The organism is Actinosynnema sp. NPDC002837 (assembly GCF_040295345.1).
Taxonomy (GTDB): domain Bacteria; phylum Actinomycetota; class Actinomycetes; order Mycobacteriales; family Pseudonocardiaceae; genus Actinosynnema.
On sequence record NZ_JBEOVG010000019.1, the window covers coordinates 1 to 21,491 of the forward strand.

Below are 21,491 nucleotides of genomic sequence, written 5' to 3' on the forward strand. Positions count from 1 at the left end.
TCGGCCCCCCCCGTGACCACGCCCCCCCCCCGCGGGCGCGCCGCCCCGCCCGGGCGCCCCCGCGGCGGGCCCCACGAGGAGCTCGTCGGCACCGCGGCGTCGGTCGTGTGCACGGCCGTCATCCGATCGTCATCCGGCCAGGGTCTTCGACAAGGCCGCGTTGGCGTCGGACGTGGCCTGGTCCAGCGGCTTCGCGCCGGTCAGGTACGCCGTCAGCATGTCCTTCAGCGGGTTCTGGCCCGCCTCGACCGCGGCCCACGACGGGGTGGTCGGGGTGACCTTGCCGTTCGGGGCGGACTCGGCCAGCGCCTTGCCGATCGGGGTGGTGGCCAGCTTGGCCGTGTCGGTCGAGGTGCCGGGCACCGCGCCGCCCTCGGCCAGCATGTCCTGGTACTTCTTGGACGACAGCAGCTTCAGGTACTCCTTGGCCAGGTCGGCGTTCTTGCTGCCGGCCGGGATGGCGAGGTTCGAGCCGCCGAGGAACACCGGGGCGGTCTTGCCCGCGGTCTTCGACGGGATGGCGAACGCCGAGGTCTTCTCCTTCAGGTCGGCGTTGGCCTTGACCGCGCCCGCGAGCTCCCACGGCAGGCCGATCATCATGCCGACCTTGCCCGTGGCGAACACCTCCATCTGCTGCGGGGTGGCCTCGTCCGCGTCCTTCGGCGCCTTGGTGCCGGAGGTGTCGACCAGCTTCTTGTAGAACTCCAGGCCGGCCTTGGCCTGCGGGGTGTCGAGCGCGCCCGCCCAGGCGGAGCCCTGCGGCTTGGCCACGTCGCCGCCCTCGTCCCAGATCAGGGACAGCAGCACGTACCAGGACTGGCCCGGCAGGTAGAGGGGCTGGAAGTCGGGGTCGGCCGCGTTGGCCGTCTTCAGCTTCTCGATCGCGGCGATCCACTCGTCACGCGACTTCGGCGCGGCGGTGATGCCCGCGGCCTCGAACAGGTCGGTCCGGTAGATGACCGTGCGGTTCGCGGCGTAGAACGGCAGGCCGTACTTCTTGCCGTCCCAGGTCAGCGAGTCCTCCAGGCCGCCCAGCCACTGGTCGCCGTTGAGGCCGGCGGCGTCCGCGCTGAGGTCGGTCAGCGTCTCCTCGGCCGCGAACTTCGCCGTCTGGGTGTTGCCCAGCTCGATGACGTCCGGCGGGTTGTTGCTGGTCAGCGCGGTGGTCAGCTTCTCCTGGATGCCGTTCCACTTCTGGATCTCGTACTTGACGGTCACGCCGGGGTGCGAGTCCTGGAACTCCTTGTTCAGCGCGTCGGTCAGGGTGGTCGGCGCCGAGCCGTCCATCAACCACACCGTCAGCGTCTTGGGTTCTCCGGAGTTTCCGCTGCCGCCGTCGGAGCTCGTGCCACATCCGGCCACGGCCACCGCGAGTGCGGCGGCACCTACGGCCAGTCCTCTCCAGCCCTTCACGTTGTGCGCCCTTTCCCCATGCCCCGATCCCACGACCGGAACTCCAAAGTGGTGTAGACCAATGCGGCCTAGAGTGTGCCTCGCCACAGGGCATGTCAAGGCCGTTGCTGGACCGTTGCAAAGTCATCGGATCATTTTCTTGGCGCTTGTCGGGGGTTCGGGCGCACGATCCGACGAGGACAAGGCATCCTGTGTCTGGGAGCGCTGGCAAGGTCGGCTGGCAAGGGGCGAGGAGGAAGGCATGCTCGAGACGAGCCCTGCGACTGGCGTGGACGCCAGGACTCGCGCGCAGCGCGAGCCGAAGTACTGGGGACTCAAGCGGCATCTGCTCGACCTCCTGCGCGCGTTGCCGCCCGGATCGCCGATCCCGACGGAACGTTCGCTGGCGGCGGAGTTCGACGTGTCGCGCACGACGGTGCGGCAAGCGCTTGCCGAACTGACCGTGGAGGGTCGGTTGCTGCGCGTGCAGGGCAAGGGCACGTTCGCCGCGGAACCCAAGGTGGCGCAACGGCTTCAGCTGTCGTCGTACACAGAGGACATGAAGGCGCAGGGCAGGCAGCCGTCGTCGCGGTTGATCGAGGCGTCGGAGATGCCCGCCGAGGCCGAGCTGGCCAGGCTGCTCGGCGTGCGGGCGGGTGCGAAGGTGCTCCGGCTGCACCGGCTGCGGCTGGCCGACGGCGAGCCGATGGCGATCGAGACCACGCACCTGGCCCTGGGCCGGTTCCGCGGCCTGCGGCGCTACCTCGCGCCGGGCGCGTCGCTGTACCAGGTGCTGCGGGAGCGGTTCGGGGTCGAGATGGGGCACGCGGAGGAGACCATCGAGACCGCGCTGGCGTCGCCGGAGGAGGCGGAGCTGCTGGGGGCCGACATCGGCCTGCCGATGCTGCTGCTGTCGCGGCACTCGTTCGACACGGAGGGCAACCCGGTGGAGTGGGTGCGCTCGGTGTACCGGGGTGATCGCTACAAGTTCGTCGCCACCCTGAACCGTCCCGCGGGCTGAGCCCGTGCCGCCGCCCGGTCGCGAGGCGTGACCGGGCGGCGTCCAGTGGCAAGCGGGTGGCGTTGACTCGAAGCATGATCGACGCCGCGCGTAAGGTCCTCGTTTTCCGCAGGTCAGAGGCCTTTGGTTCGATCCCGGTGCTTACGGAAGCGCAAGCGCGATCTTGAGTGCCTCATTGAGCGCGGCGAGCGTCCGTGGGCTCAGTGCACCGCCCGCGCGCACGAGCTCGTCCTGACCCAACCGCGTACCCCGCCCAGGGGGACCCCCGTTCTTCATCCTGCCGGCGGCCACCGACGGTTCCGGGTGCTCCGGGTCGGCCTGTGGACAACTCCGAGAGCAGAATGGATCTGTGGCGGAAACTGTGGTGTGGGGCACGGGCCGGGCGAAGGCCGTGCTGGCGACGACCATCCTCGGGTCGGGCATGGCGATGCTCGACAGCACGATCGTCAACGTCGCGCTGCCCCGCATCGGCGCCGAGCTCGAAGCCTCCGTGGCCGGCCTCCAGTGGATCCTCGACGGCTACCTCCTGGCCCTGGCCTCGCTGATCCTGATCGCGGGCTCGCTGGGCGACCGGTACGGCCGCCGCCGGGTCTTCACCTTCGGCGTGCTCTGGTTCGGCGCCGCCTCCCTGCTCTGCGGCCTCGCGCCGACCACCGAACTGCTCGTCGTCGCACGCGTGCTCCAAGGCATCGGCGGCGCCCTGCTCACCCCCGGTTCGCTCGCCATCCTCCAATCGGTGTTCGCCCGTGCCGACCGCGGCCGGGCGATCGGCGCCTGGTCCGGCCTGTCCGGCGTCGCCACGGCGATCGGGCCGCTGCTCGGCGGCCTGCTGGTGCAGGCCTGGTCGTGGCGGCTCGCGTTCCTGATCAACCTGCCCATCGCGGCGCTGTGCGTGTGGCTCGCCCGCCGCCACGTGCCCGAATCCCGCGACGAGGCCCTCACCGGCCGCCCGAACATCGGCGAGTCGGTCGTCGGCGCGATCGGCCTCGCGGGCATCACCGGCGCGCTGGTCGAGGCGCCGGTCCGGGGCGCCGACGCGCTCGTGGTCACCGCCGGGGTGGTCGGTGTTGCCGGCTTGGTGGTGTTCGTCGTGCTGCAACGCCGGGGCGCCGACCCGCTGGTGCCGCCCCAGCTGTTCGCCAACCGCACGTTCGTGCTGTCCAACGCCCTGACGTTCCTCGTCTACGCGGCCCTGGGCGGGGTGATGGTGCTGATGGTGCTGCAACTGCAGGTCTCACTGCACTACTCGCCGACGGCGTCCGGCCTGGCCAGCGTGCCCATCACGCTGATCCTGCTCGCCCTGTCCGCACGCTCCGGCGCGCTCGCCCAGCGGATCGGGCCGCGCGCCCAACTCGTCGGAGGACCGGTCCTGATCGGCGTCGGCATGCTGATGCTGCGCTGGGTCGAGCCCGGCGCGGGCTACTGGACCGGCGTGCTGCCCGGCCTGCTGGTGTTCGGCTTCGGCCTGGCGGCCGTGGTCGCGCCGGTGACGGCGACCGTGCTGGCCGCCGCACCCGACCGGTACGCGGGGGTCGCCTCGGGCGTGAACAACGCCGTCGCCCGCACCGGCAGCCTGGTCGCGGTGGCCGTGCTGCCGGCCGTGGCGGGCCTGACCGGCGCCCAGTACGCCGACCCGACCGCGCTCACCGAGGGCTGGCAGACGGCCCTGCTGGTGTGCGCGGTCGCGTCGATCGTCGGCGGGCTGATGGCCGTCGGCGTGGACAACCGCGTCCTGGAGCCGACGCCCGAAGTGCCCGAGTGCCACAGCTGCGGCGTCGACGGCCCGCCCGCCCGCGTGCCCGACTGACTCAGAGGTACCGGGCGAACACCTCGGGGTCGACGTTCCCGCCGGACAGCACGGCCACGGTCGGACCCGAGGACGGCCGCGCGAGGTGCGCGGCCACGGTCACCGCGCCGCTGGGCTCCACCACCAGCCGCGCCCGCCGGGCCAGCACGCCGACCGCCTCGCCGATCTGCTCCTCGGACACCGTCACGATGTCGTCCACGTAGGCGCGCAGGTGCTCGAACGTCAGCTCGGACGGCTCGGCGCGCAGCCCGTCGGCGATCGTCCGGGCCCGGTCGCCCGCCGGCCACCGGACCAGCGTGCCGACCCGCAGCGACTCGGCCGCGTCACCGGCCAGCTCCGGCTCCACCCCGATCACCCGCGTGGACGGGCTCAGCGCCTTCACCGCCGCGGCCACGCCCGAGATCAGCCCGCCGCCGCTGACCGGCACGAGCACCGTCGCCACGTCCGGCTTCTCGGCGATCACCTCGAGCCCGACCGTGCCCTGACCGGCGATGACGTCCGGGTGGTCGAACGGCGGGATCAGCGTCGCGCCCCGTTCCGCGACCAGCTCGGCGGCCCGCGCCTCCCGCAGCGCCATCGGCACCTGGACGACCTCGGCGCCGTGCGAGAGGGTCGCGTCGACCTTGACCCGCGGGGTGTCGTCCGGCACGACGATCACCGCGGGCACGCCGAACAGCTTCGCCGCATAGGCGACGGCCTGGGCGTGGTTCCCGCTGGAGTAGGCGACGACGCCGCGCGCCCGCACGTCCTCGGTCAGCCGCGCCAGCGCGTTGTACGCGCCGCGGATCTTGAAGGCGCCGACCGGTTGCAGGCTCTCCGGCTTGAGCCACAACCCGTCGTCGAACCGCAGCAGGGGAGTGCGGACCGCCGCGCCCTCGATGCGGTCGGCGGCGGCCCGGATGTCGGAGATGGTGACGAGTCCCATGCGTCGATCCTCACCCCTGCGGCGGTGTGACGAGTACACGGGTCGTTACCGGAACTCCTCCTGCTTCACCCGCCCGGGGCAACAACATTCACACGTCCGTGGCTGGCTTAACCGAATCGCTTACTTCTGGCAAAACCGCCCGAATCGGTGATCGACTCACTACCTTGAGTGAGAGTTAACTGTCAAACGCTACACAGCGCAGTCACGTCGGCGTGTCCTGTGACACACTTCGCCCTCAGATGGCTCGGGCCGTAACAGGTTACGGAGTCATAACGTCGCTCGAACGGGTGAGTACTGGTCGGTAGAGATCGGGAGGAGTGCCATGCGAGACACGCGAGCGCCGTCCTTGCCGTGCGCTTCGCCGAGCTCGGGCCCGACCGCCGACTCACCGACTCGAACCCGGGCGACGACACGGGCGAGAAGTAAAGGGGTGGGGCGACCCCTGCCGCCGCCCCACCACCCGTCCCCCTAGAGCCCCCGAGAGCGGTCCCTGCAACCAGGCTCTCGGGTTCCCTGCACCCGAAGATGAGGGAGACGCCTAATGAACCGCACGAGTGCGGTCCGCCTTGCCACGGCCGTCCTGCTGGCCACCGGCACGGCTACAGCTCTCAGCGTACCGGCCATCGCGGCACCCGCCGCCCCCTATGGCGCAAGCCCGGCCGACACGGAGAGCTACCCCGCCGAGTTGCTCCAAGCGGCGCAACGTGACCTCGGCCTGACCGCCGAACAGGTCACCGCCCGTTTGGCGAGTGACACCCGGGCGGGTGAGGTCGAGTCCGCGGCGCGGTCCGCGGTCGGCAGCGCCTACGCGGGCTCGTGGATCAACGGGGCGACCGGCAAGCTGGTGGTCGCGGTGACCGACTCGGCGAAGGCGGGCGCGGCCCGTGCCGCGGGCGCCGACGCCAAGTACGTCGCCTTCTCCCACCAGCAGCTGACCGGCGCGAAGTCGACGATCGACACCCTGTCGGCGCCGTCGTCGATCACCGGCTGGCGGGTCGACGAGCAGACGAACTCGGTCGTCGTCGAGGTCAACCGCTTCCAGCGGGACGCGGCGGCGGAGGCGTTCCTGGCCTCGGCCAAGTCGGTCAGCCCGGCGGTCCGGGTGGTCGAGGTCGACCAGAGCCCGACCACCCTGTACGACACCCGCGGCGGCGACGCGTACTACATCGGCAGCGGCCGGTGCTCGGTCGGCTTCGCGGTCAGCGGCGGTTTCGTGACGGCGGGTCACTGCGGTCGGGTCGGCAACGCCACGACCGGCTACAACCGCGTCTCGCAGGGCTCGTTCGCGGGCTCGTCCTTCCCGGGCAACGACTACGCCTGGGTGCGGACGAACTCCAGCTGGACCTCGCGTCCGTGGGTCAACCGCTACAACGGCTCCAACGTCACCGTGACCGGCTCCACCTCGGCGGCGATCGGCGCGGCGATCTGCCGTTCCGGCTCGACCACCGGCTGGCGCTGCGGCACCGTCCAGGCCAAGAACCAGACGGTGAACTACGCGCAGGGCGCCGTGTACGGCATGACCCGCACGAACGCCTGCGCCGAGCCGGGTGACTCGGGCGGTTCGTGGGTCGCGGGCTCCGGCTACAGCCAGGCCCAGGGCGTGACCTCCGGCGGTTCGGGCAACTGCTCCTCCGGCGGCACGACCTTCTTCCAGCCGGTCGGCGAGATCCTCAGCGCCTACGGCTTGAGCCTGACCCGCGGCTGACCTCGCGGACACAGGCGCGCGGTCGTCCCCTGTGGGCCGCGCACCGCTTGGCGAACGCCCCCGGGCCGAGGGCTCGGGGGCGTTCCGCGTCCGGGCCCGACCGGCTCGGGGGGCGTTCCGCGTCCGCTCAGGAGAACTGCACGGACCGCTTGGACAGCCCGTACCAGAAGCCGTCGACGGTCGTCGTGGCCTCCTGCGCGGCGCTCGCCCCCAGCGACACGAACAGCGGCGCGAAGTGCTCGGTGCGCGGGTGGGCCACGCCGGCGGCGGGAGCCTTGCGCTGGAAGTCCAGCAACGCGTCCACGTCGCCGTCGGCCAGCGCCCGGCCCGCCCAGTCGTCGAACTCGGCCGACCACGACGGCGGCCGGTAGTCGGGGGCCGCGGACAGGTCTACGCAGCTCAGGTTGTGCGTCATGAACCCGCTGCCCACGATCAGCACGCCCTGCTCGCGCAGCGGGGCCAGCCGGCGGCCGACGTCGAACAGGTCGCGCGGGTCGAGGCTGGGCAGGGACATCTGCAACACCGGGACGTCCGCCTCGGGGAACATCTCCTTCAGCGGCACGTACGCGCCGTGGTCCAGCCCGCGCCGTTCGTCGTGCGCGACTGGGCGGTCGAGCAGCCCGATGACCTCGCGGGCCAGGTCGGGCGCGCCCGGCGCGGGGTAGGTGACCTCGTAGTACCGCCGGGGGAAGCCCCAGAAGTCGTACGTGAGCGGCACGGTCGTCGTCGCGCCCAGCGTGAGCGGGTCGTTCTCCCAGTGCGCCGAGACGACGAGGATCGACGCGGGGCGCGGCAGCCCCGCCGACCACGACCTCAGCTCGCCGGTCCACCGCTCGTCGTCGGCCAGCGGGGGCGCCCCGTGGCCCAGGTACAGCACAGGCATCACGCGGACTACTGTACGCCCTTTAGTTGAAGCTTCAACCAAGAGGCGGCGGCGCGGGGGTCCTCGGCCTCCGTGACGGCGCGCACGACCACGACCCGCTCCGCGCCCGCCTCCAGCACCTGCGGCAGCCGGTCGGCGTCGATGCCGCCGATGGCGAACCACGGCCGGTCGGTCGTGCCCGCCGTGGCGCGCACCAGGTCGAGGCCCGGCGCGGGACGGCCCGGCTTGGTCGGCGTCGGCCAGCACGGCCCGGTGCAGAAGTAGTCCACCCCCGGCTCGATGGCCGCCGCCCGCGCCTGCCCCACGTCGTGCGTGGAGCGGCCGATCACCACGTCGTCCCCGACGACCCGGCGCGCCAGCGGCACCGGCAGGTCGTCCTGGCCCAGGTGCAGCACGTCGGCGTCCACGGCGAGTGCCACGTCCGCCCGGTCGTTCACCGCGAGCAGCGCGCCGTGCCGCGCGCACGCCTCGGCGAGCACCTCCAGCGCCGCGATCTCCTGCTTGGCTTCGAGGCCCTTGTCCCGCAACTGCACGATGTCGACGCCACCGGCGAGCGCGGCGTCCGCGAACTCGGCGAGGTCGGGCCGCGCGGGCGTGCAGAGGTAGAGCCGTGCGTCGGCGAGCCGCCGCCTGATCCGCGTTCCGTCGAGTCCTGGCACGGGCGGCACGGTAACCGCCGGCGCGTTCCGTGCGCTACGGTGGACGTGGTCCGCACGGGAGCCTGGAACACACCGGGCTGAGAGGGAGCGTGGTTCGCTCCGACCGTCGAACCTGATCCGGGTCATGCCGGCGCAGGGAGCGTGAGTGCCTTGGCAATGCGAGTGACCGTCCTCGGCGGTGGTGTCATCGGGCTGTCCACGGCCTGGTACGCCGCGCGTGCCGGTCACGCGGTGGAGGTCGTCGACCGCGGCTCGCCGCACGGCGGCTCGTGGGTCGCGGGCGGGATGCTGGCGCCGATCACCGAGGCGTGGCCCGGTGACGAGGACGTGCTCGCACTCGGCGTGGAGTCGTTGGCGCTGTGGCCGGAGTTCGCGCGCTCGCTCGGCGTCGAGCTGAGTCCCGCGGGGACGTTGGCGGTGGCGGTCGACCGGGCCGACGTCGAGGTGCTGGACCAGTTGTGCGCCTACCTGGGCCGGATGGGGCGGTCGGCGTCCCGGTTGACGGGTCGTGAGCTGCGCGCGGTGGAGCCCGGCCTCGGATCGGTCCGAAGTGGACTGTCGGTGCCGGGTGACGTCGCCGTGGACAACCGGGCGCTGCTGCGCGCGTTGCGGGAGGCGTGCGCCGCCGGCGGTGTCGCGTTCGCGGCCGAGCCCGCCGCGGAGCCGGACGTGACGGTGATCGCGGCCGGCGCGTGGAGCCGCGACCTGCACCCCCTGCTGCGCGACGTGATCCGCCCGGTGAAGGGCGAGATCCTGCGGCTGTCGGCGCGACCCGGCGCGTTGCCGCCGCCCCGGCACACGATCCGCGCCCACGTCTCCGGCCGCCCCGTCTACCTGGTGCCGCGCGAGGGCGGGTTCGTGCTCGGCGCCACCCAGTACGAGGCCGGGTTCGACGGTGACGTGACCGTGGGCGGCGTGCGCGACCTGCTGCGCGACGCCGAGGTGGTGTGGCCGGGCATCGCCGAGTACGCGCTCACCGAGGTCGCCGCCGGGTTCCGCGCGGGCAGCCCCGACAACGCGCCGGTGGTCAAGTGGCTGGAGCCCGGCGTGCTGGCCGCCACCGGCCACCACCGCAACGGTCTGCTGCTCGCCCCCGTCACGGCGCGGCGGGTGCTCTCCCTGCTCCGCGAAGGAGGAAGCAGTCGGTGAAGGCGAAGGTCAACGGTCTGGAGCGGGAACTGGCCGACGGGTCGACCGTCGCCACCGTGCTGGCGCTGCTCGACGCGCCGCCCCGCGGTGTCGCGGTCGCGCTGGACGGCGAGGTCGTGCCGCGCGCGGCGTGGGGGACGACGGTGCTGTCCGACGGTTCCGCGGTCGAGGTGCTGACCGCCGTGCAGGGAGGGTGACGTGGACGACCCGTTGGTGATCGCCGGGCGCGAGTTCGGCTCGCGCCTGGTCATGGGCACCGGTGGCGCGGCGAACCTGGCGGTGCTGGAACGCGCGCTGGTGGCGTCCGGCACGGAGTTGACGACGGTCGCGATGCGGCGCCTGGACTCCTCCGGCGGCGGTGTGCTCGACCTGCTGACCAGGCTGGGCATCCCGGCGCTGCCGAACACGGCCGGCTGCCGCACCGCCGCGGAGGCCGTGCTGACGGCCCGGCTGGCGCGGGAGGCGTTGGGGACGGACTGGGTGAAGCTGGAGGTCGTCGCCGACGACCAGACCCTGCTGCCCGACCCGGTGGAGCTGCTCGACGCGGCCGAGAAGCTGGTCGACGACGGGTTCGTGGTGCTGCCCTACACGTCCGACGACCCGGTGCTGGCGCTGCGGCTGGAGCAGGTCGGCTGCGCCGCCGTCATGCCGCTGGGTTCGCCGATCGGGACCGGGCTCGGGATCCGCAACCCGCACAACATCGAGCTGATCGTGTCGCGCGCGTCCGTGCCGGTGATCCTCGACGCGGGGGTGGGCACGGCGTCGGACGCGGCGTTGGCGATGGAGCTGGGCTGTTCGGCCGTGCTGCTGGCGACCGCCGTGACCAGGGCGCAGGACCCCGAACGGATGGCGGCGGCGATGCGCGCGGGGGTGGAGGCCGGTCGGCTGGCGAAGCTGGCGGGGCGGATCCCGAAGCGGTTCTGGGCGCACGCGTCGAGTCCGGCAGTGGGGTGATTGCGGGGCACGGCATGATGGATGCTCCATCCTGTCCGTCTGCCCGAGGAGGAGTGCCGTGACGGCCGACCAGGTCGAGGACGCCACCGCCCGGCTGTACCTCGCGATCGGCAGGCTATCCCGGCTGCTGCGGCGCACCGGGTCGCCCGGGCTCGGGCCGGGCGCGGTGTCGGCGCTGGCCACGTTGGCGCGGTGCGGTCCCATGCGGTTGGGGGACCTGGCCGCGAAGGAGGGCGTCGCGCCGCCGACGTTGTCGCGGATCGTGGCGGCGCTGGTGGAGGCCCGGTACGTGCGGCGTGAACCCGACCCGCAGGACGGGCGGGCGTGGCTGGCGACGCCGACGCCGGAGGGCGTGACGATGGTGTCGGGCGTGCGCTCGGCGCGGGTGCGGGAGTTGCAGCGGCGGATCGAGGAGCTGGCGCCGGAACACCGCGACGCCCTCGTCAACGCCCTGCCCGCGTTGGAGGAACTGGTGGGCGAGGTCGGCTGACCGGGGTTGTCCACAGCCGGCGCTCGCGGCCTCGGAATCGTCGTACCGGTGTGGCAGGGTAAAAGCAGGGGTCCCCTTGCCGGGGACGCCTGCGAAGCGTGGCTCCTGTCGGGGTGCCTGCGAGGCGTTCCGTTGCCGGGATCCCGGCGAAGCGTTCCCCTGCCGGCGATGCCGGCGGTGCGTTCCCCTTGCGCAGTGCCGGCCAAGCGTCGGCTGGATGGGTCCGCGGCGGCACGTCGACCGGCGCGACCGCAAGCGCAGCCGCGTCGCCGCACCGGTGGTCACCCCTGCGCGGACCCCTCGGCTGGGGCGGCAGCCTGGTTCAGCTCCCCGGCGAACTCCGCCAACACCGCGGGCGACGCCAAGCGCACGAACGCCGAATCCGGACCGAACCAGTCCTCCCAGACCTGTCGCACCACCTCGGGCGTGATGGTGACGCCCCGATTGAGCAGCGCGGCGAACGCTCTGGCTTCCGGCTCGTACTCGTCCCGCGGCGCCTCGAAGGCGAGCAGTGATTCCGGATCCCACCTGCTCACGACGTCGAGAACGCGGGCATGCAGCAGCGCACGGGTTCGGGCAGCACGTGGCACCGCCCCAGTCTCGGGTTCGGAGGGCCGTCGAGCCAAGCGAATAGCCCGAGCCTGCGGACCTCGTCGGAACGTGCCCGAAACCGCACGCGCATCCAGGTCAAGCAAGCCGTTCCGCCTCGGCTTTCAACGCCCGGTTGAACGCGTCGAACTCGCCGGTCAGCAGGTCGACGCTCGACGCGTACACCGAAGCGGCGAGGGGGCCGGTCCACGTCTCGCGGTTCACCAGGCGCGTCACGCCCGGCGACTCCTCGGACAGCTCCCACCGGTGCCGGCCGAAGAACAGGTCCGGGTCGCCGCCCTCCGAGGCCAGCAGGTGAGGCGGCTCGACGGCGGTGATCCGGCCCTCGAACTCGCGTTGCGCGGGCGACCCCCAAGCGGCCCGGGTGCGCACCTCCGCGCCCGCCACCGCCGTGCCCGACACGTACTCGATCAGCTCGTTCCACTCCCGGTACCTCGGGAAATCGGTCAGCACCGCCCACACGCGGGTGATCGGCGCGGAGATGGTGACGGTCGTCCTCAGCTCATTTTCCTGCATGATCGTGCAGGATAATTGCCCGCACGGCCCGCCGTCACCCCCGATAAGCTCGCGGCCATCGCAGGAGTCAAGGGGCAGGTGCAGCAACGCGGCGTCGAACGGCGTCGCGCGCTGGTCGACGCCGCCATCGAGCTGTTCGGCCGGCAGGGCTACGCGGGCACGGGGGTCGCCGCCATCGCCGCCCGCGCCGGCGTCACGCCCTCCGCCGTCATCCACCACTTCGGGTCCAAGGAGAACCTGCTCAAGGCCGTCCTGGACGAGTTCGACGCCCGTGCCGCCGCCCGCGTCGCCGAGCACGCCGACCAAGGCGTCGAAGGACTCAAAGCCGCGCTGCTCTCCGACGCGGACTACACCGTGGAGCACAAGGGCCTGGCCACGCTGCACGCCGTCCTGCAGGCCGAGCACCTGGCCGCCGACAACGACGTCCGCACCCGCTTCCTGACCCGCAACCGCGCCCTGCGGCAGGCGTTCGCCCACCGCCTCGGCGCCGAGCGGGCGACCGAGCTGGTCGCGTTCCTCGAAGGCGCGCTCACCCTGTGGCTGCTGGATCCCGAGACGGTCGACCTGCGCGCGTTGTACGAGGGCTACCTGCGGCGACTGTGAGCAGCCACGCCACCAGCACCGCGAAGAACGCGCCCACGGTGTTGTTGATGAAGTCCTGCGCCTCGCACACCCCGATCGCGGTCAACGCCTGCACGAACTCCACCGCCCCGCTGAACGCCGCCGCCACGCCCAGCACCGCGAACGGCCGCCGCGTGGCGAGCGTGCCGAAGAACGCGAACGGCACGAGCATCAGCAGGTTCAGCCGCGCCAACGACCCCGCCATCGAGAACTCGTTCGCGACGCACATCCCGATCGGGTCGGTCGTGGCGACCGAGAACGACCCGCCCGGCCGCGCCAAGGTCACCGCCAGCGCCAACGCCATCCCGCACCCGGCCAGCACGGCGGGCAGCGCGGCCCACCCCCGCCGCCGCGCCACCACGAAGCCGACCGCGCCCAAGAACACCGATCCGGCGAACAACGCCGCCACCGCCTCGGGCTGGCTCAACACCAGCTCGGCCACGTAGGCGTCCTGAAGTGCGCTCATGCCATACAAGACGCCTGAGTTCCACAGCGGTGGCTTAGAACATCCTTAGAACCGGTACCGCAGCACCCGCCCCACGTCCCTGACCTTCGGCAACCGCGCCATGACCCACATCGGGACGCGCGCCGGCCACGGCTCGGCCGCGATCTGCGGCAGCTCCACCGACCGCACCGCGTCCACGCACCTCAACCCCTCGTGCCAGCCCTCGACGACGGTCGGGTCGTCCAACCCCCAGTGCAGCGTCGCACCCGCCCGCCGCACGGCCGGCACGAACCTCTGCAACCTGATCCCGAACGACCCGTACACGTCGAACAGCAGCTCACCCCGGCCGAACCGCCCCGTGACCCGCCGCACCAGGTCCCGCACCTCGTCCCCGGTCAGGTACATGGTCAGGCCCTCGAACACGGCGACCACGGGCCGGTCCGCGGGCACCCCGTCCCACCACCCGCCGTCCGTGACGGACGCGTGCACCAGCCGGTAGTCCCCGGCCGGCACGTCCAGCAGCCGTTCACGCAGCTCGGCGACCGCCGGGAAGTCGACGTCCACCCACCGCACGCCCGACCCGAACCCCACCCGCCGCGCCCGCGCGTCCAGCCCGCACGCCAGGTGCAGCACGGTCGCGGACGGGTGCCGGGCCAGGAAGTCGGCGGTCCAGTCGTCCAGCAGCTTCGCGCGCATCGCGACACCCGCCGCCGTCGACGCGGTGATGCCGGTCCGCGGGAAGTCGTACTCGATGCGCGACACGGCCTCAAGCGCCGCCGTGTCACCGAGGATCGGGCGCTGCGCGCGGGCGTCGAGCGCCCGCGCGTACAGCGTCGCCAACATCGTCTCGGGGGCGCCGGTCAGGTCGACCTTCACCCCCTCGACGCTAGCCCTCCAACCGCCACAGCGGCGACACGGGACCGACCCCGCCACCCAACGGGTACGCGGCGGCCACCGAGCGGACGATGAAGTCCTTGCCGAACCGCACCGCCGTCGGCACGTCCGCACCCCGCGCGAGCTGCGACGCGATCGCCGACGCGAGCGTGTCGCCGCTGCCGTGCGTGTGCTTCACGTCGTAGCGCGGCCCGAGCAGCTCGACGAACTCCGCGCCGTCGTACAGCACGTCGAGGCACTCCGGGTCGTCCCACAGGTGCCCGCCCTTCACCAGCACCCACCGCGGGCCCATCGCGTGCAGCGCCTCGGCGGCCTTGCGCTGGTCGGCGCGGCTGCGCACGTCGACACCGGTGAGCAGCCGCACCTCGTCCAGGTTCGGCGTCACCAGCGTCGCCCTCGGGAACAGCAACGTCCGCAACGCGTCCAGCGCGTCGTCGGCCAGCAGCTGCTGCCCGTGCATCGACGCGGCCACCGGGTCGACCACGAACGGCCCGACGTCGACCCGGTCCACCGCCGCCGCGACCGCCTCGATGATCGCCGCCGACGCCAGCATCCCCGTCTTCGCCGCGTCCACCCCGATGTCCGAGGCCACCGCCTCGATCTGCGCGGCCACCACCTCCGGCGGCACCTCGGTGTACCCGGTGACGCCCAGCGAGTTCTGCACGGTCACCGCCGTGACCGCCGTCATCCCGTGCACACCGCACGCGAACAGCGTCCGCAGGTCGGCCTGCAGGCCCGCACCACCGCCGGAATCGGACCCGGCGATGGTGAGGACCCTCGGTGGCGTGGCGGCCATCAGCGCGTCCCGGCCGGGCTCACGCGTGCCCCCATCAGTCGACCACCGGCAGGTACACCTTGGCCCCGTGGTCGGTGAACTCGTGCGACTTCTCCGACATGCCCGCCTCGATCGCCTCCACAGTGGACAGACCGCGCTCCTCCGCGTACCGCCGCACGTCCTGGGTGATCTTCATCGAGCAGAACTTCGGCCCGCACATCGAGCAGAAGTGCGCCGTCTTCGCGGGCGCCGCGGGCAGCGTCTCGTCGTGGTAGGACCGCGCGGTGTCCGGGTCCAGCGACAGGTTGAACTGGTCCTCCCACCGGAACTCGAACCTCGCCTTCGACAGCGCGTCGTCCCAGTCCTGCACGCCGGGGTGCCCCTTGGCCAGGTCGGCGGAGTGCGCCGCGATCTTGTACGTGATCACGCCGGTCTTCACGTCGTCCCGGTTCGGCAGGCCGAGGTGCTCCTTCGGCGTGACGTAGCACAGCATCGCCGTGCCCAGCCAGCCGATCTGCGCCGCCCCGATCGCCGAGGTGATGTGGTCGTACGCGGGCGCGATGTCCGTGGCCAGCGGCCCGAGGGTGTAGAACGGCGCCTCGCCGCACCACTCCTCCTCCAACCGCACGTTCTCCGCGATCTTGTGCATCGGCACGTGACCCGGGCCCTCGATCATCACCTGCACGTCGTGCGACCGCGCGACGTGCGTCAACTCGCCCAACGTCCGCAACTCGGCGAACTGCGCCTCGTCGTTGGCGTCCGCGATCGAACCCGGCCGCAGGCCGTCACCCAGCGAGAACGTCACGTCGTACGTCCGCAGGATCTCGCACAGCTCCTCGAAGTGCGTGTAGAGGAAGCTCTCCTTGTGGTGCGCCAGGCACCACGCGGCCATGATCGACCCGCCGCGCGAGACGATGCCCGTGACCCGCTTCGCGGTCAGCGGCACGTACCGCAGCAGCACGCCCGCGTGCACCGTCATGTAGTCGACGCCCTGCTCGGCCTGCTCGATCACGGTGTCGCGGTAGACCTCCCACGACAGCTTCGCCGGATCGCCGTCCACCTTCTCCAACGCCTGGTAGATCGGCACCGTCCCGATCGGCACCGGCGAGTTCCGCATGATCCACTCGCGGGTCGCGTGGATCCGCTTGCCCGTCGACAGGTCCATGATCGTGTCGGCGCCCCACCGCGACGCCCACACCATCTTCTCCACCTCCTCCTCGATCGAGGAGGTCACGGCCGAGTTGCCGATGTTCGCGTTGACCTTCACCAGGAACTTCTTCCCGATGATCATCGGCTCGGCCTCGGGGTGGTTGCGGTTGAGCGGGATGACCGCCCGGCCGATCGCCACCTCGTCCCGGACGAACTCCGGGCTCATGCTCTCGCGCGCCGCCACGAACCGCATCTCCGGCGTGATGATCCCCGCCTTGGCGTACGCCAGCTGGGTCACCGCCCCGCCGACCGGCTCGCGCGCGGCGATCCAGTCCGCGCGCAGCTCGGGAAGTCCACTGTGGACGTCGATGGTCGCGTTGTCGTCGGTATACGGACCGGAAGTGTCGTACAGATCGACGTGATCGCCGTTGGTCAGCTCCACCCGGCGGAACGGGACCCGCACACCCTCGTCCACCTCGCGGTAGACCTTGTGCGAGCCCGAGATCGGCCCGGTGGTGACGCTCGGCTTGACCGAACGGTCGTCAAGTGCCGTCACGACATTCCTCCCTACGCCGGCATTACCCGGTCAGGTTCAGGCGGTCGGCGGCACCGGAGCCGTTGCGCTCCAGCCACCCTCTCAGCCCGCTGTGGCGCGAGCTCCCGCGTGTTTTGAGTTGTTGTGTGTCGAGCTGTCGGCCTGACCATAGCCACGGCCCGGTGCGGATGCCAAGGTGCGGATGCCAAGCGCCACCGTTTGCGCGTACCTTTCACCGCGTGGCTGATCACCAGCCGTTCCCGCCCGGCGCCCGGCGCGTGGCCCGCCCCGCCGCCGTCTCGCCGTGCCCGTCGTGCGGCGACCTCGCGGGCCGCGGCTACCCGGCGTGCCGGTTCTGCGCGGAGCTCGTCGACCAGTACTGGCTGCTGGACTGGCAGGAGCTGCTGGCCGCCGAGCAGCTCGCCGAAGGCGGCGCGGGCGAGCGCGAGCTGGCCGAGCTCGTGCTGGCCGACGAGGTGGGCAGGCACCCGTGGACGTGCACCGACTGGGCGATGACCCTGCTCACGTGCACCCAGTGCGGCGAGGAGCTGGCCACCGGGCCCGCCGACTGCGTCCGCTGCGCCATGGCCGACGGCCTGCGCTGGTCGTGGGACCACGCCGGGTACCCGCGGGCCATGGACGCGGGCGAGCACGCGTTGCGCGTGGCCAGGGCGACGTTGCGCGCACCGCACCGCGCCCGTGCGGCGACCGTGGGCGCGTGGCGGCTGCTGGTGCCGTTCCTGCTGGTGGGGGAGTTGCCGACGGTGGGGCAGGTGCGGCGGATCAGGGCCGCGGTGCTCGCCGGCGCGTACGCCGACCTGGCCGGCTGCACCACGCACGTCGAGCTGGCGTCGTACCCCGAACTGCCCTGGCGACGCCCCGAGCGCTCACCGCGCGTCGACCACCAGGCGAAGGCCCAGCGCGACCAGCACGCCACCGCGGACGCGGTCCAGGGCGCGCCGAACCCCGGCCCGGGCGAGCCGGCCGCGGACCCGGTCTAGGGCGCCGACCAGCACCAGGTACCAGGCGCCCGCGACCACGGCCACCGCACTCCGCCGGCCGCGGACCGAGTGCCGCAACACCAGCGCCGTGCCCGGCCCGGGCGACAACGCGATCAGGAAGGACGCCACCACCAACGCCGCCAACGAACTCCACATCGCCCCATCGTGACCTGCGGCAAACCCCCTCTCCACCTCTTTCGCCCACGTCCGCCGGGTCACCCATCCGAGTGATCCTGAAAAAGGGCATGAACGAGAACGCCGTTATCGCCACCGTGAAACGTCGGTTGAACAACGAGGCCCGCAACCAACCCTCGCCCCACACCAGCCAGCCGCACCCCCCACCTGACCCACCACCCACCCCAACCCCACACCTGCCGCCCCGACCATCACCCCACACACCTGCCACCACCTGACCCACACCTCCGCCCGGCCCGCACCCTCCGTCTGCCCGCGTGCCCGGCCTGTCGCCTGGCCCACATCGCTGCACCCGCCGCGCTGCCGCGCATGCCTGCGCCGGTCACGTGTCGCCGCGCCGTCGTCTGCCCGGCCTGCCATGCGCCGCCGAACCTGCCGCGCGCCCGCCGCACTGCCGCCGCGCCTGCCGCGCATCGCCCGCACATGCCCCCGTCGGCTGCCCGTCAGCCACCAGCCCGGCCCACATCGACCGTCGCATCCCGCGCCCACCGCCCCGCGCGCCCCGATCAGTGGCCCGCGAATCGAGCGGTCGCTTGCCGGTCGCCTGGCCCTTGCCGCCGGATCCGGCCCGTCACCCCGATCCGGCCCGTCACCCCGATCCGGCCCGCCCCGATCCGGCCCGACCACGCGCCCCCGGCCGCCCACCCCAACTACGCTCACCCCGTGATCACGCTGACCGCCCGCCTGTCCCCCTCGGCCCTGGACACCCGCCGCGGCGTGGTCCGCTTGCACCCGGAGGTGCTGGACGCGTTGGGCCTGCGCGCGTGGGACGCGGTGCGACTGACCGGTGCCCGGGTGAGCGCCGCCCTGGCCGCCGCGACCGCCGGCGACGGCCCGCCCGGCGTGGTGCTGGTGGACGACGTGACCCTGTCCAACCTCGGCGTGGTGGAGGGCTCGGAGGTCGTGGTGGCCCCGGTGGACGTCGCCGCCGCACGCTCCGTCACCGTGGCCGGATCGCGGTTGGCCAGCACCTCGCTCACCCCCGAAACGCTGCGCATGGCGCTGACCGGCAAGGTGCTGACCGTCGGCGACGCCGTCTCCCTCCTGCCGCAGGACCTGGCCCCACCACCCGGCTCGGACGTGAGCGCCACGCGCCGCAAGCTGTCCAACGCCATCGGCATGACGTGGACCAACGAACTGCTCACCATCACCTCCGCCGACCCGCCCGGGCCGGTCGCCGTGCAGCCGTCGACGGTGGTCGGCTGGCGTGACGGCGCACGCACGGGTGACGCGCCCGCGGTCGTGTCGGGAGCCGGCGGCACGACGACCGTCAGCGTGACCGCGACGGCGACCACCGGGGTGAGCGCGGCGGAGGTCGAGGTCGTGACGCCGGCGGTGCCGGTGGCGGACCTGGTCGGGCAGCAGGAGGCCGCGAAGCGGTTGGCGGAGTGGTTCGACCTGACGTTCAGCCACCCGGAGTTGCTGGCCCGGCTCGGCGCCGCACCCCGGCTGGCGGCACTGGTCAGCGGACCCGAGGGCGTCGGCAAGGCGACGTTCGTGCGGGCCGTCGCCCAAGGCGCCGAAGCCACGGTGGTCGAGGTCGCCGCGCCCAGCATCGCCGTGCTGGAGGCGAACGCGGCGGCGCAGCGGATCGTCGACGCCCTCGCCCGAGCCCAGTCGCAGGCGCCTTCCGTGCTCGTGCTGACCGACGTCGAGGCGTTGTTGCCCGCGGCCTCGGCGCCGCCGGTGGCGACCGTCGTGCTGGACGCGTTGCGCGCACGGCCCGACGGCGTCGCGCTCGTGGTCACCAGCGCGCACCCGGAGGCGATCGACCCCCGGCTGCGGGTGCCCGAGCTGGTCGACCGGGAACTCGTGCTGCCGCTGCCCGACGGCAAGGTGCGGACCGAGCTGCTGCGGGTCCTGCTGCGCGACGTGCCCGTCGAGTCCGATGTGGACCTCGGCGTGATCGCGGACCGGACACCGGGCTTCGTCGCCGCGGACCTGGTGGCGATGCGCAGGGAGGCGGCGCTCCGGGCCGCGCTGCGGCAACGCGACGTGGACGAGCCGCGCGTCGCGCAGGCGGATCTGGTGGGAGCGCTGGAGATCGTCCGGCCGATCTCGATGTCCACTTCGGACACTTTGCGGACCGGCGGGCTGACGCTGGCCGACGTCGGCGACATGACCGAGGTCAAGCAGGCCCTCACCGAAGCCGCGCTGTGGCCGTTGCAGTACCCGGACTCCTTCGCCCGACTCGGCGTCGCGCCGCCGCGCGGCCTCCTGCTCTACGGGCCGCCGGGGTGCGGCAAGACGTTCCTGGTCCGCGCGTTGGCGGGCACCGGTCGGTTGAACGTGCTGTCGGTCAAGGGCGCGGAGCTGATGGACAAGTTCGTCGGCGAGTCCGAACGCGCGGTCCGCGAGCTGTTCCGGCGTGCGGCCGAGGCGGCGCCCGCGATGGTGTTCCTGGACGAGGTCGACGCGCTGGCGCCCCGGCGCGGCCAGTCGTCCGACTCCGGTGTGTCGGACCGGGTGGTCGCCGCGCTGCTCACCGAGCTGGACGGGGTCGAGCCGCTGCGCGACGTCATCGTGCTCGGCGCGACGAATCGGCCCGAGCTGGTCGACCCCGCGCTGCTGCGGCCGGGCCGGTTGGAGCGCCTCGTGTACGTGCCGCCGCCGGACGCCGAGGCGCGGGCCGAGATCCTGCGGGCGTCGTCGCGGAACACGCCGTTGGGGTCGGACGTGGACTTGGACGCGTTGGCCGAGGAGTTGGACGGGTACTCGGCGGCGGACTGCGCGGCGTTGATCCGGGAGGCCGCGTTGACCGCGATGCGCGAGTCGTTGTCGGCGGCGGAGGTCACGGGCGCGCACCTGGCGTCGGCGCGCGAGGCGGTCCGGCCGTCGCTGGACCCGGCCCAGCTCGCGACCCTCGCCGCCTACGCCAAGTCGCGCGAGCGCTGAGGGCTGAGCGAGTGCTGGGCGCTCGTGCCACCTGGACGGCTGCGGAGCGGGCAGGTGAGGTGGACGACCTCCGTCGGCCTCCGCGCGAGTACCCACCACGACGGCCGCCTCGGGGGCGCCGCCCGGCCCGGCTCAGCCGTCGGCCGGGTCCAGTCGCACGCAGCAGCGGTCCGCCGAGGGCGCGAGGCGGGCGGTCAGGTCGGTCGCGGCGAGGCCGTCGAGCAGGCCGTCGAGCAGGCTGAGGTTCATGCCGCAGACGAGCTCGGTCTGCTGCCGGGCCAGGCTGTGGAATGGGCAGTTGCCGAGCAGGATCGAGGCGTCGGGCTCGTCGGCGCGCGGCTCGAAGCCGAAGCCCTCCAGCGCGCGCAGCACGCCGGCCCGGCCGTCCTGGTCGCCACGGGCGGCCTCGCCCAGGTCGCGGCCCACCGCGCGGGCACGGCGCCGCAGCACGACACGCGGCGGTTCGTCCGAGGTCTCCACCTCGGCGAGGGCGCCGGCCAACAGGAGGCCGGCCAGCTCGTAGCGCCGGTCGGGCAGCGACACGGCGATCTGCTCGGCGGACCGCCGGTACAGCTTCGACGGCCGCCCGGCGCCGGGACCGGTGCGCCCGGTGCGGCGTTCGTGGACGACCTCCAGCAGCCCTTCGGCGACCAGTCGGTCGAGGTGGAACGCGACCGTGGTGCGGGGCACGCCCACGGCTTCGGCGGCCTCGTCGCGGCTCACCGGCGCGGGTCGGCGCACCACGAAGTCGTACAGCCGGCGACGGGTCGGCTCGTCGAGCGCCGCGACGGCCGAGATGTGCCCCTCGGGCTGGCTGACATCGTCCATTTCTAAAACCCACTTTGGTTGACTAAATCTCGGGCCAGGCTCT

General features: G+C 72.8%; 21 protein-coding genes and 1 riboswitch. Of the genes, 10 read left to right on the forward strand and 11 right to left on the reverse strand.

Annotation, left to right across the window (positions count from 1 at the left end):
• Nucleotides 1–129: 129 nt before the first annotated feature.
• The gene (locus ABTZ99_RS16230; protein WP_498777764.1) at nt 130–1,413 is read right to left on the reverse strand and encodes a sugar ABC transporter substrate-binding protein; all 1,284 of its coding nucleotides are present in this window, start codon (nt 1,411–1,413) and stop codon (nt 130–132) included.
• Nucleotides 1,414–1,654: 241 nt separating this feature from the next.
• Between ABTZ99_RS16230 and ABTZ99_RS16235 the strand changes: the two genes are divergently transcribed.
• A complete protein-coding gene (locus ABTZ99_RS16235; protein ID WP_230569723.1) occupies nt 1,655–2,413 on the forward strand; it encodes a GntR family transcriptional regulator in 759 nt (252 codons plus the stop codon).
• 349 nt (nt 2,414–2,762) lie between these two features.
• Nucleotides 2,763–4,220, forward strand: a complete 1,458-nt coding sequence (locus ABTZ99_RS16240) for an MFS transporter (RefSeq protein WP_498777762.1) — start codon at nt 2,763–2,765, stop codon at nt 4,218–4,220.
• A gap of 1 nt (nt 4,221) precedes the next feature.
• Here the strand turns inward: ABTZ99_RS16240 and ABTZ99_RS16245 are convergent, their stop codons facing one another.
• Complete coding sequence (locus tag ABTZ99_RS16245) at nt 4,222–5,145, reverse strand: threonine ammonia-lyase (protein WP_499611985.1); 924 nt, start codon at nt 5,143–5,145, stop codon at nt 4,222–4,224.
• Between the two features lie 541 nt (nt 5,146–5,686).
• On the opposite strand from ABTZ99_RS16245, the gene ABTZ99_RS16250 reads away from it, so the two are divergent.
• A complete protein-coding gene (locus ABTZ99_RS16250; protein ID WP_499611987.1) occupies nt 5,687–6,850 on the forward strand; it encodes a S1 family peptidase in 1,164 nt (387 codons plus the stop codon).
• A 127-nt stretch (nt 6,851–6,977) separates the two neighbouring features.
• Here the strand turns inward: ABTZ99_RS16250 and ABTZ99_RS16255 are convergent, their stop codons facing one another.
• Together ABTZ99_RS16255 and thiE are read right to left on the reverse strand one after the other, a co-directional pair.
• The gene (locus ABTZ99_RS16255; protein ID WP_499612089.1) at nt 6,978–7,733 is read right to left on the reverse strand and encodes a dioxygenase family protein; all 756 of its coding nucleotides are present in this window, start codon (nt 7,731–7,733) and stop codon (nt 6,978–6,980) included.
• A gap of 8 nt (nt 7,734–7,741) precedes the next feature.
• Nucleotides 7,742–8,392, reverse strand: a complete 651-nt coding sequence (gene thiE / locus ABTZ99_RS16260; RefSeq protein ID WP_499611989.1) for a thiamine phosphate synthase — start codon at nt 8,390–8,392, stop codon at nt 7,742–7,744.
• Nucleotides 8,393–8,436: 44 nt separating this feature from the next.
• A riboswitch (TPP riboswitch) is annotated at nt 8,437–8,548 on the forward strand.
• On the opposite strand from thiE, the gene thiO reads away from it, so the two are divergent.
• Genes thiO through ABTZ99_RS16280 form a run of 4 tightly spaced genes read left to right on the forward strand, consistent with a single transcriptional unit; the run spans nt 8,549 to nt 10,985 of the window.
• Nucleotides 8,549–9,541 (forward strand): glycine oxidase ThiO, encoded by a 993-nt coding sequence (gene thiO / locus ABTZ99_RS16265; protein WP_499612091.1) that lies wholly within the window; start codon nt 8,549–8,551, stop codon nt 9,539–9,541. It abuts the riboswitch before it with no gap.
• Nucleotides 9,538–9,738, forward strand: coding sequence for a sulfur carrier protein ThiS (gene thiS / locus ABTZ99_RS16270; protein WP_498777754.1), 201 nt, complete (start codon nt 9,538–9,540; stop codon nt 9,736–9,738). The genes thiO and thiS overlap by 4 nt, the downstream gene beginning before the upstream one ends.
• Nucleotide 9,739: 1 nt before the next feature.
• Nucleotides 9,740–10,495: a thiazole synthase gene (locus ABTZ99_RS16275; RefSeq protein ID WP_498777752.1), complete on the forward strand. Its 756-nt coding sequence runs from the start codon at nt 9,740–9,742 to the stop codon at nt 10,493–10,495.
• A 58-nt stretch (nt 10,496–10,553) separates the two neighbouring features.
• On the forward strand, nt 10,554–10,985 hold the full coding sequence (locus tag ABTZ99_RS16280; RefSeq protein ID WP_230569728.1) for a MarR family winged helix-turn-helix transcriptional regulator: 432 nt from the start codon (nt 10,554–10,556) through the stop codon (nt 10,983–10,985).
• Nucleotides 10,986–11,266: 281 nt separating this feature from the next.
• Here the strand turns inward: ABTZ99_RS16280 and ABTZ99_RS16285 are convergent, their stop codons facing one another.
• On the reverse strand, nt 11,267–11,521 hold the full coding sequence (locus ABTZ99_RS16285; RefSeq protein WP_498777750.1) for a hypothetical protein: 255 nt from the start codon (nt 11,519–11,521) through the stop codon (nt 11,267–11,269).
• 151 nt (nt 11,522–11,672) lie between these two features.
• Nucleotides 11,673–12,110 carry an SRPBCC family protein gene (locus ABTZ99_RS16290; protein WP_498777748.1) on the reverse strand — a complete coding sequence of 146 codons (438 nt, stop codon included), beginning with the start codon at nt 12,108–12,110 and terminating at the stop codon, nt 11,673–11,675.
• Nucleotides 12,111–12,188: 78 nt separating this feature from the next.
• Between ABTZ99_RS16290 and ABTZ99_RS16295 the strand changes: the two genes are divergently transcribed.
• Nucleotides 12,189–12,713 (forward strand): TetR/AcrR family transcriptional regulator, encoded by a 525-nt coding sequence (locus ABTZ99_RS16295; RefSeq protein WP_498777746.1) that lies wholly within the window; start codon nt 12,189–12,191, stop codon nt 12,711–12,713.
• Here the strand turns inward: ABTZ99_RS16295 and ABTZ99_RS16300 are convergent.
• Genes ABTZ99_RS16300 through thiC form a run of 4 tightly spaced genes read right to left on the reverse strand, consistent with a single transcriptional unit; the run spans nt 12,640 to nt 16,550 of the window.
• Nucleotides 12,640–13,197 carry a VanZ family protein gene (locus ABTZ99_RS16300; RefSeq protein WP_498777744.1) on the reverse strand — a complete coding sequence of 186 codons (558 nt, stop codon included), beginning with the start codon at nt 13,195–13,197 and terminating at the stop codon, nt 12,640–12,642. The two genes, ABTZ99_RS16295 and ABTZ99_RS16300, sit on opposite strands and share 74 nt — an antisense overlap.
• Nucleotides 13,198–13,242: 45 nt before the next feature.
• Entirely contained in the window at nt 13,243–14,052 is an 810-nt protein-coding gene (locus ABTZ99_RS16305; RefSeq protein ID WP_499611993.1) for a class I SAM-dependent methyltransferase, read from the reverse strand.
• Nucleotides 14,053–14,062: 10 nt separating this feature from the next.
• A complete protein-coding gene (thiD, locus tag ABTZ99_RS16310; protein WP_498777740.1) occupies nt 14,063–14,866 on the reverse strand; it encodes a bifunctional hydroxymethylpyrimidine kinase/phosphomethylpyrimidine kinase in 804 nt (267 codons plus the stop codon).
• Between the two features lie 34 nt (nt 14,867–14,900).
• Nucleotides 14,901–16,550, reverse strand: a complete 1,650-nt coding sequence (thiC, locus tag ABTZ99_RS16315) for a phosphomethylpyrimidine synthase ThiC (protein ID WP_498777737.1) — start codon at nt 16,548–16,550, stop codon at nt 14,901–14,903.
• Between the two features lie 218 nt (nt 16,551–16,768).
• Between thiC and ABTZ99_RS16320 the strand changes: the two genes are divergently transcribed.
• Both ABTZ99_RS16320 and ABTZ99_RS16325 read left to right on the forward strand, forming a co-directional pair.
• On the forward strand, nt 16,769–17,530 hold the full coding sequence (locus tag ABTZ99_RS16320; protein ID WP_498777735.1) for a hypothetical protein: 762 nt from the start codon (nt 16,769–16,771) through the stop codon (nt 17,528–17,530).
• A gap of 858 nt (nt 17,531–18,388) precedes the next feature.
• Complete coding sequence (locus ABTZ99_RS16325; RefSeq protein ID WP_499611996.1) at nt 18,389–20,620, forward strand: AAA family ATPase; 2,232 nt, start codon at nt 18,389–18,391, stop codon at nt 20,618–20,620.
• A 132-nt stretch (nt 20,621–20,752) separates the two neighbouring features.
• Here the strand turns inward: ABTZ99_RS16325 and ABTZ99_RS16330 are convergent, their stop codons facing one another.
• A complete protein-coding gene (locus ABTZ99_RS16330) occupies nt 20,753–21,448 on the reverse strand; it encodes a helix-turn-helix transcriptional regulator (protein ID WP_498777731.1) in 696 nt (231 codons plus the stop codon).
• Nucleotides 21,449–21,491 lie beyond the last annotated feature (43 nt).

Bases quoted from the DNA above. Each gene is read 5' to 3' on its own strand.
- ABTZ99_RS16235 (WP_230569723.1), top strand. From the start codon at position 1,655: ATGCTCGAGACGAGCCCTGCGACTGGCGTGGACGCCAGGACTCGCGCG.
- ABTZ99_RS16245 (WP_499611985.1), bottom strand. From the start codon at position 5,145: ATGGGACTCGTCACCATCTCCGACATCCGGGCCGCCGCCGACCGCATC.
- ABTZ99_RS16250 (WP_499611987.1), top strand. From the start codon at position 5,687: ATGAACCGCACGAGTGCGGTCCGCCTTGCCACGGCCGTCCTGCTGGCC.
- ABTZ99_RS16255 (WP_499612089.1), bottom strand. From the start codon at position 7,733: ATGCCTGTGCTGTACCTGGGCCACGGGGCGCCCCCGCTGGCCGACGAC.
- thiO (WP_499612091.1), top strand. From the start codon at position 8,549: ATGCGAGTGACCGTCCTCGGCGGTGGTGTCATCGGGCTGTCCACGGCC.
- ABTZ99_RS16290 (WP_498777748.1), bottom strand. From the start codon at position 12,110: ATGCAGGAAAATGAGCTGAGGACGACCGTCACCATCTCCGCGCCGATC.
- ABTZ99_RS16300 (WP_498777744.1), bottom strand. From the start codon at position 13,197: ATGAGCGCACTTCAGGACGCCTACGTGGCCGAGCTGGTGTTGAGCCAG.
- thiD (WP_498777740.1), bottom strand. From the start codon at position 14,866: ATGGCCGCCACGCCACCGAGGGTCCTCACCATCGCCGGGTCCGATTCC.
- ABTZ99_RS16330 (WP_498777731.1), bottom strand. From the start codon at position 21,448: ATGGACGATGTCAGCCAGCCCGAGGGGCACATCTCGGCCGTCGCGGCG.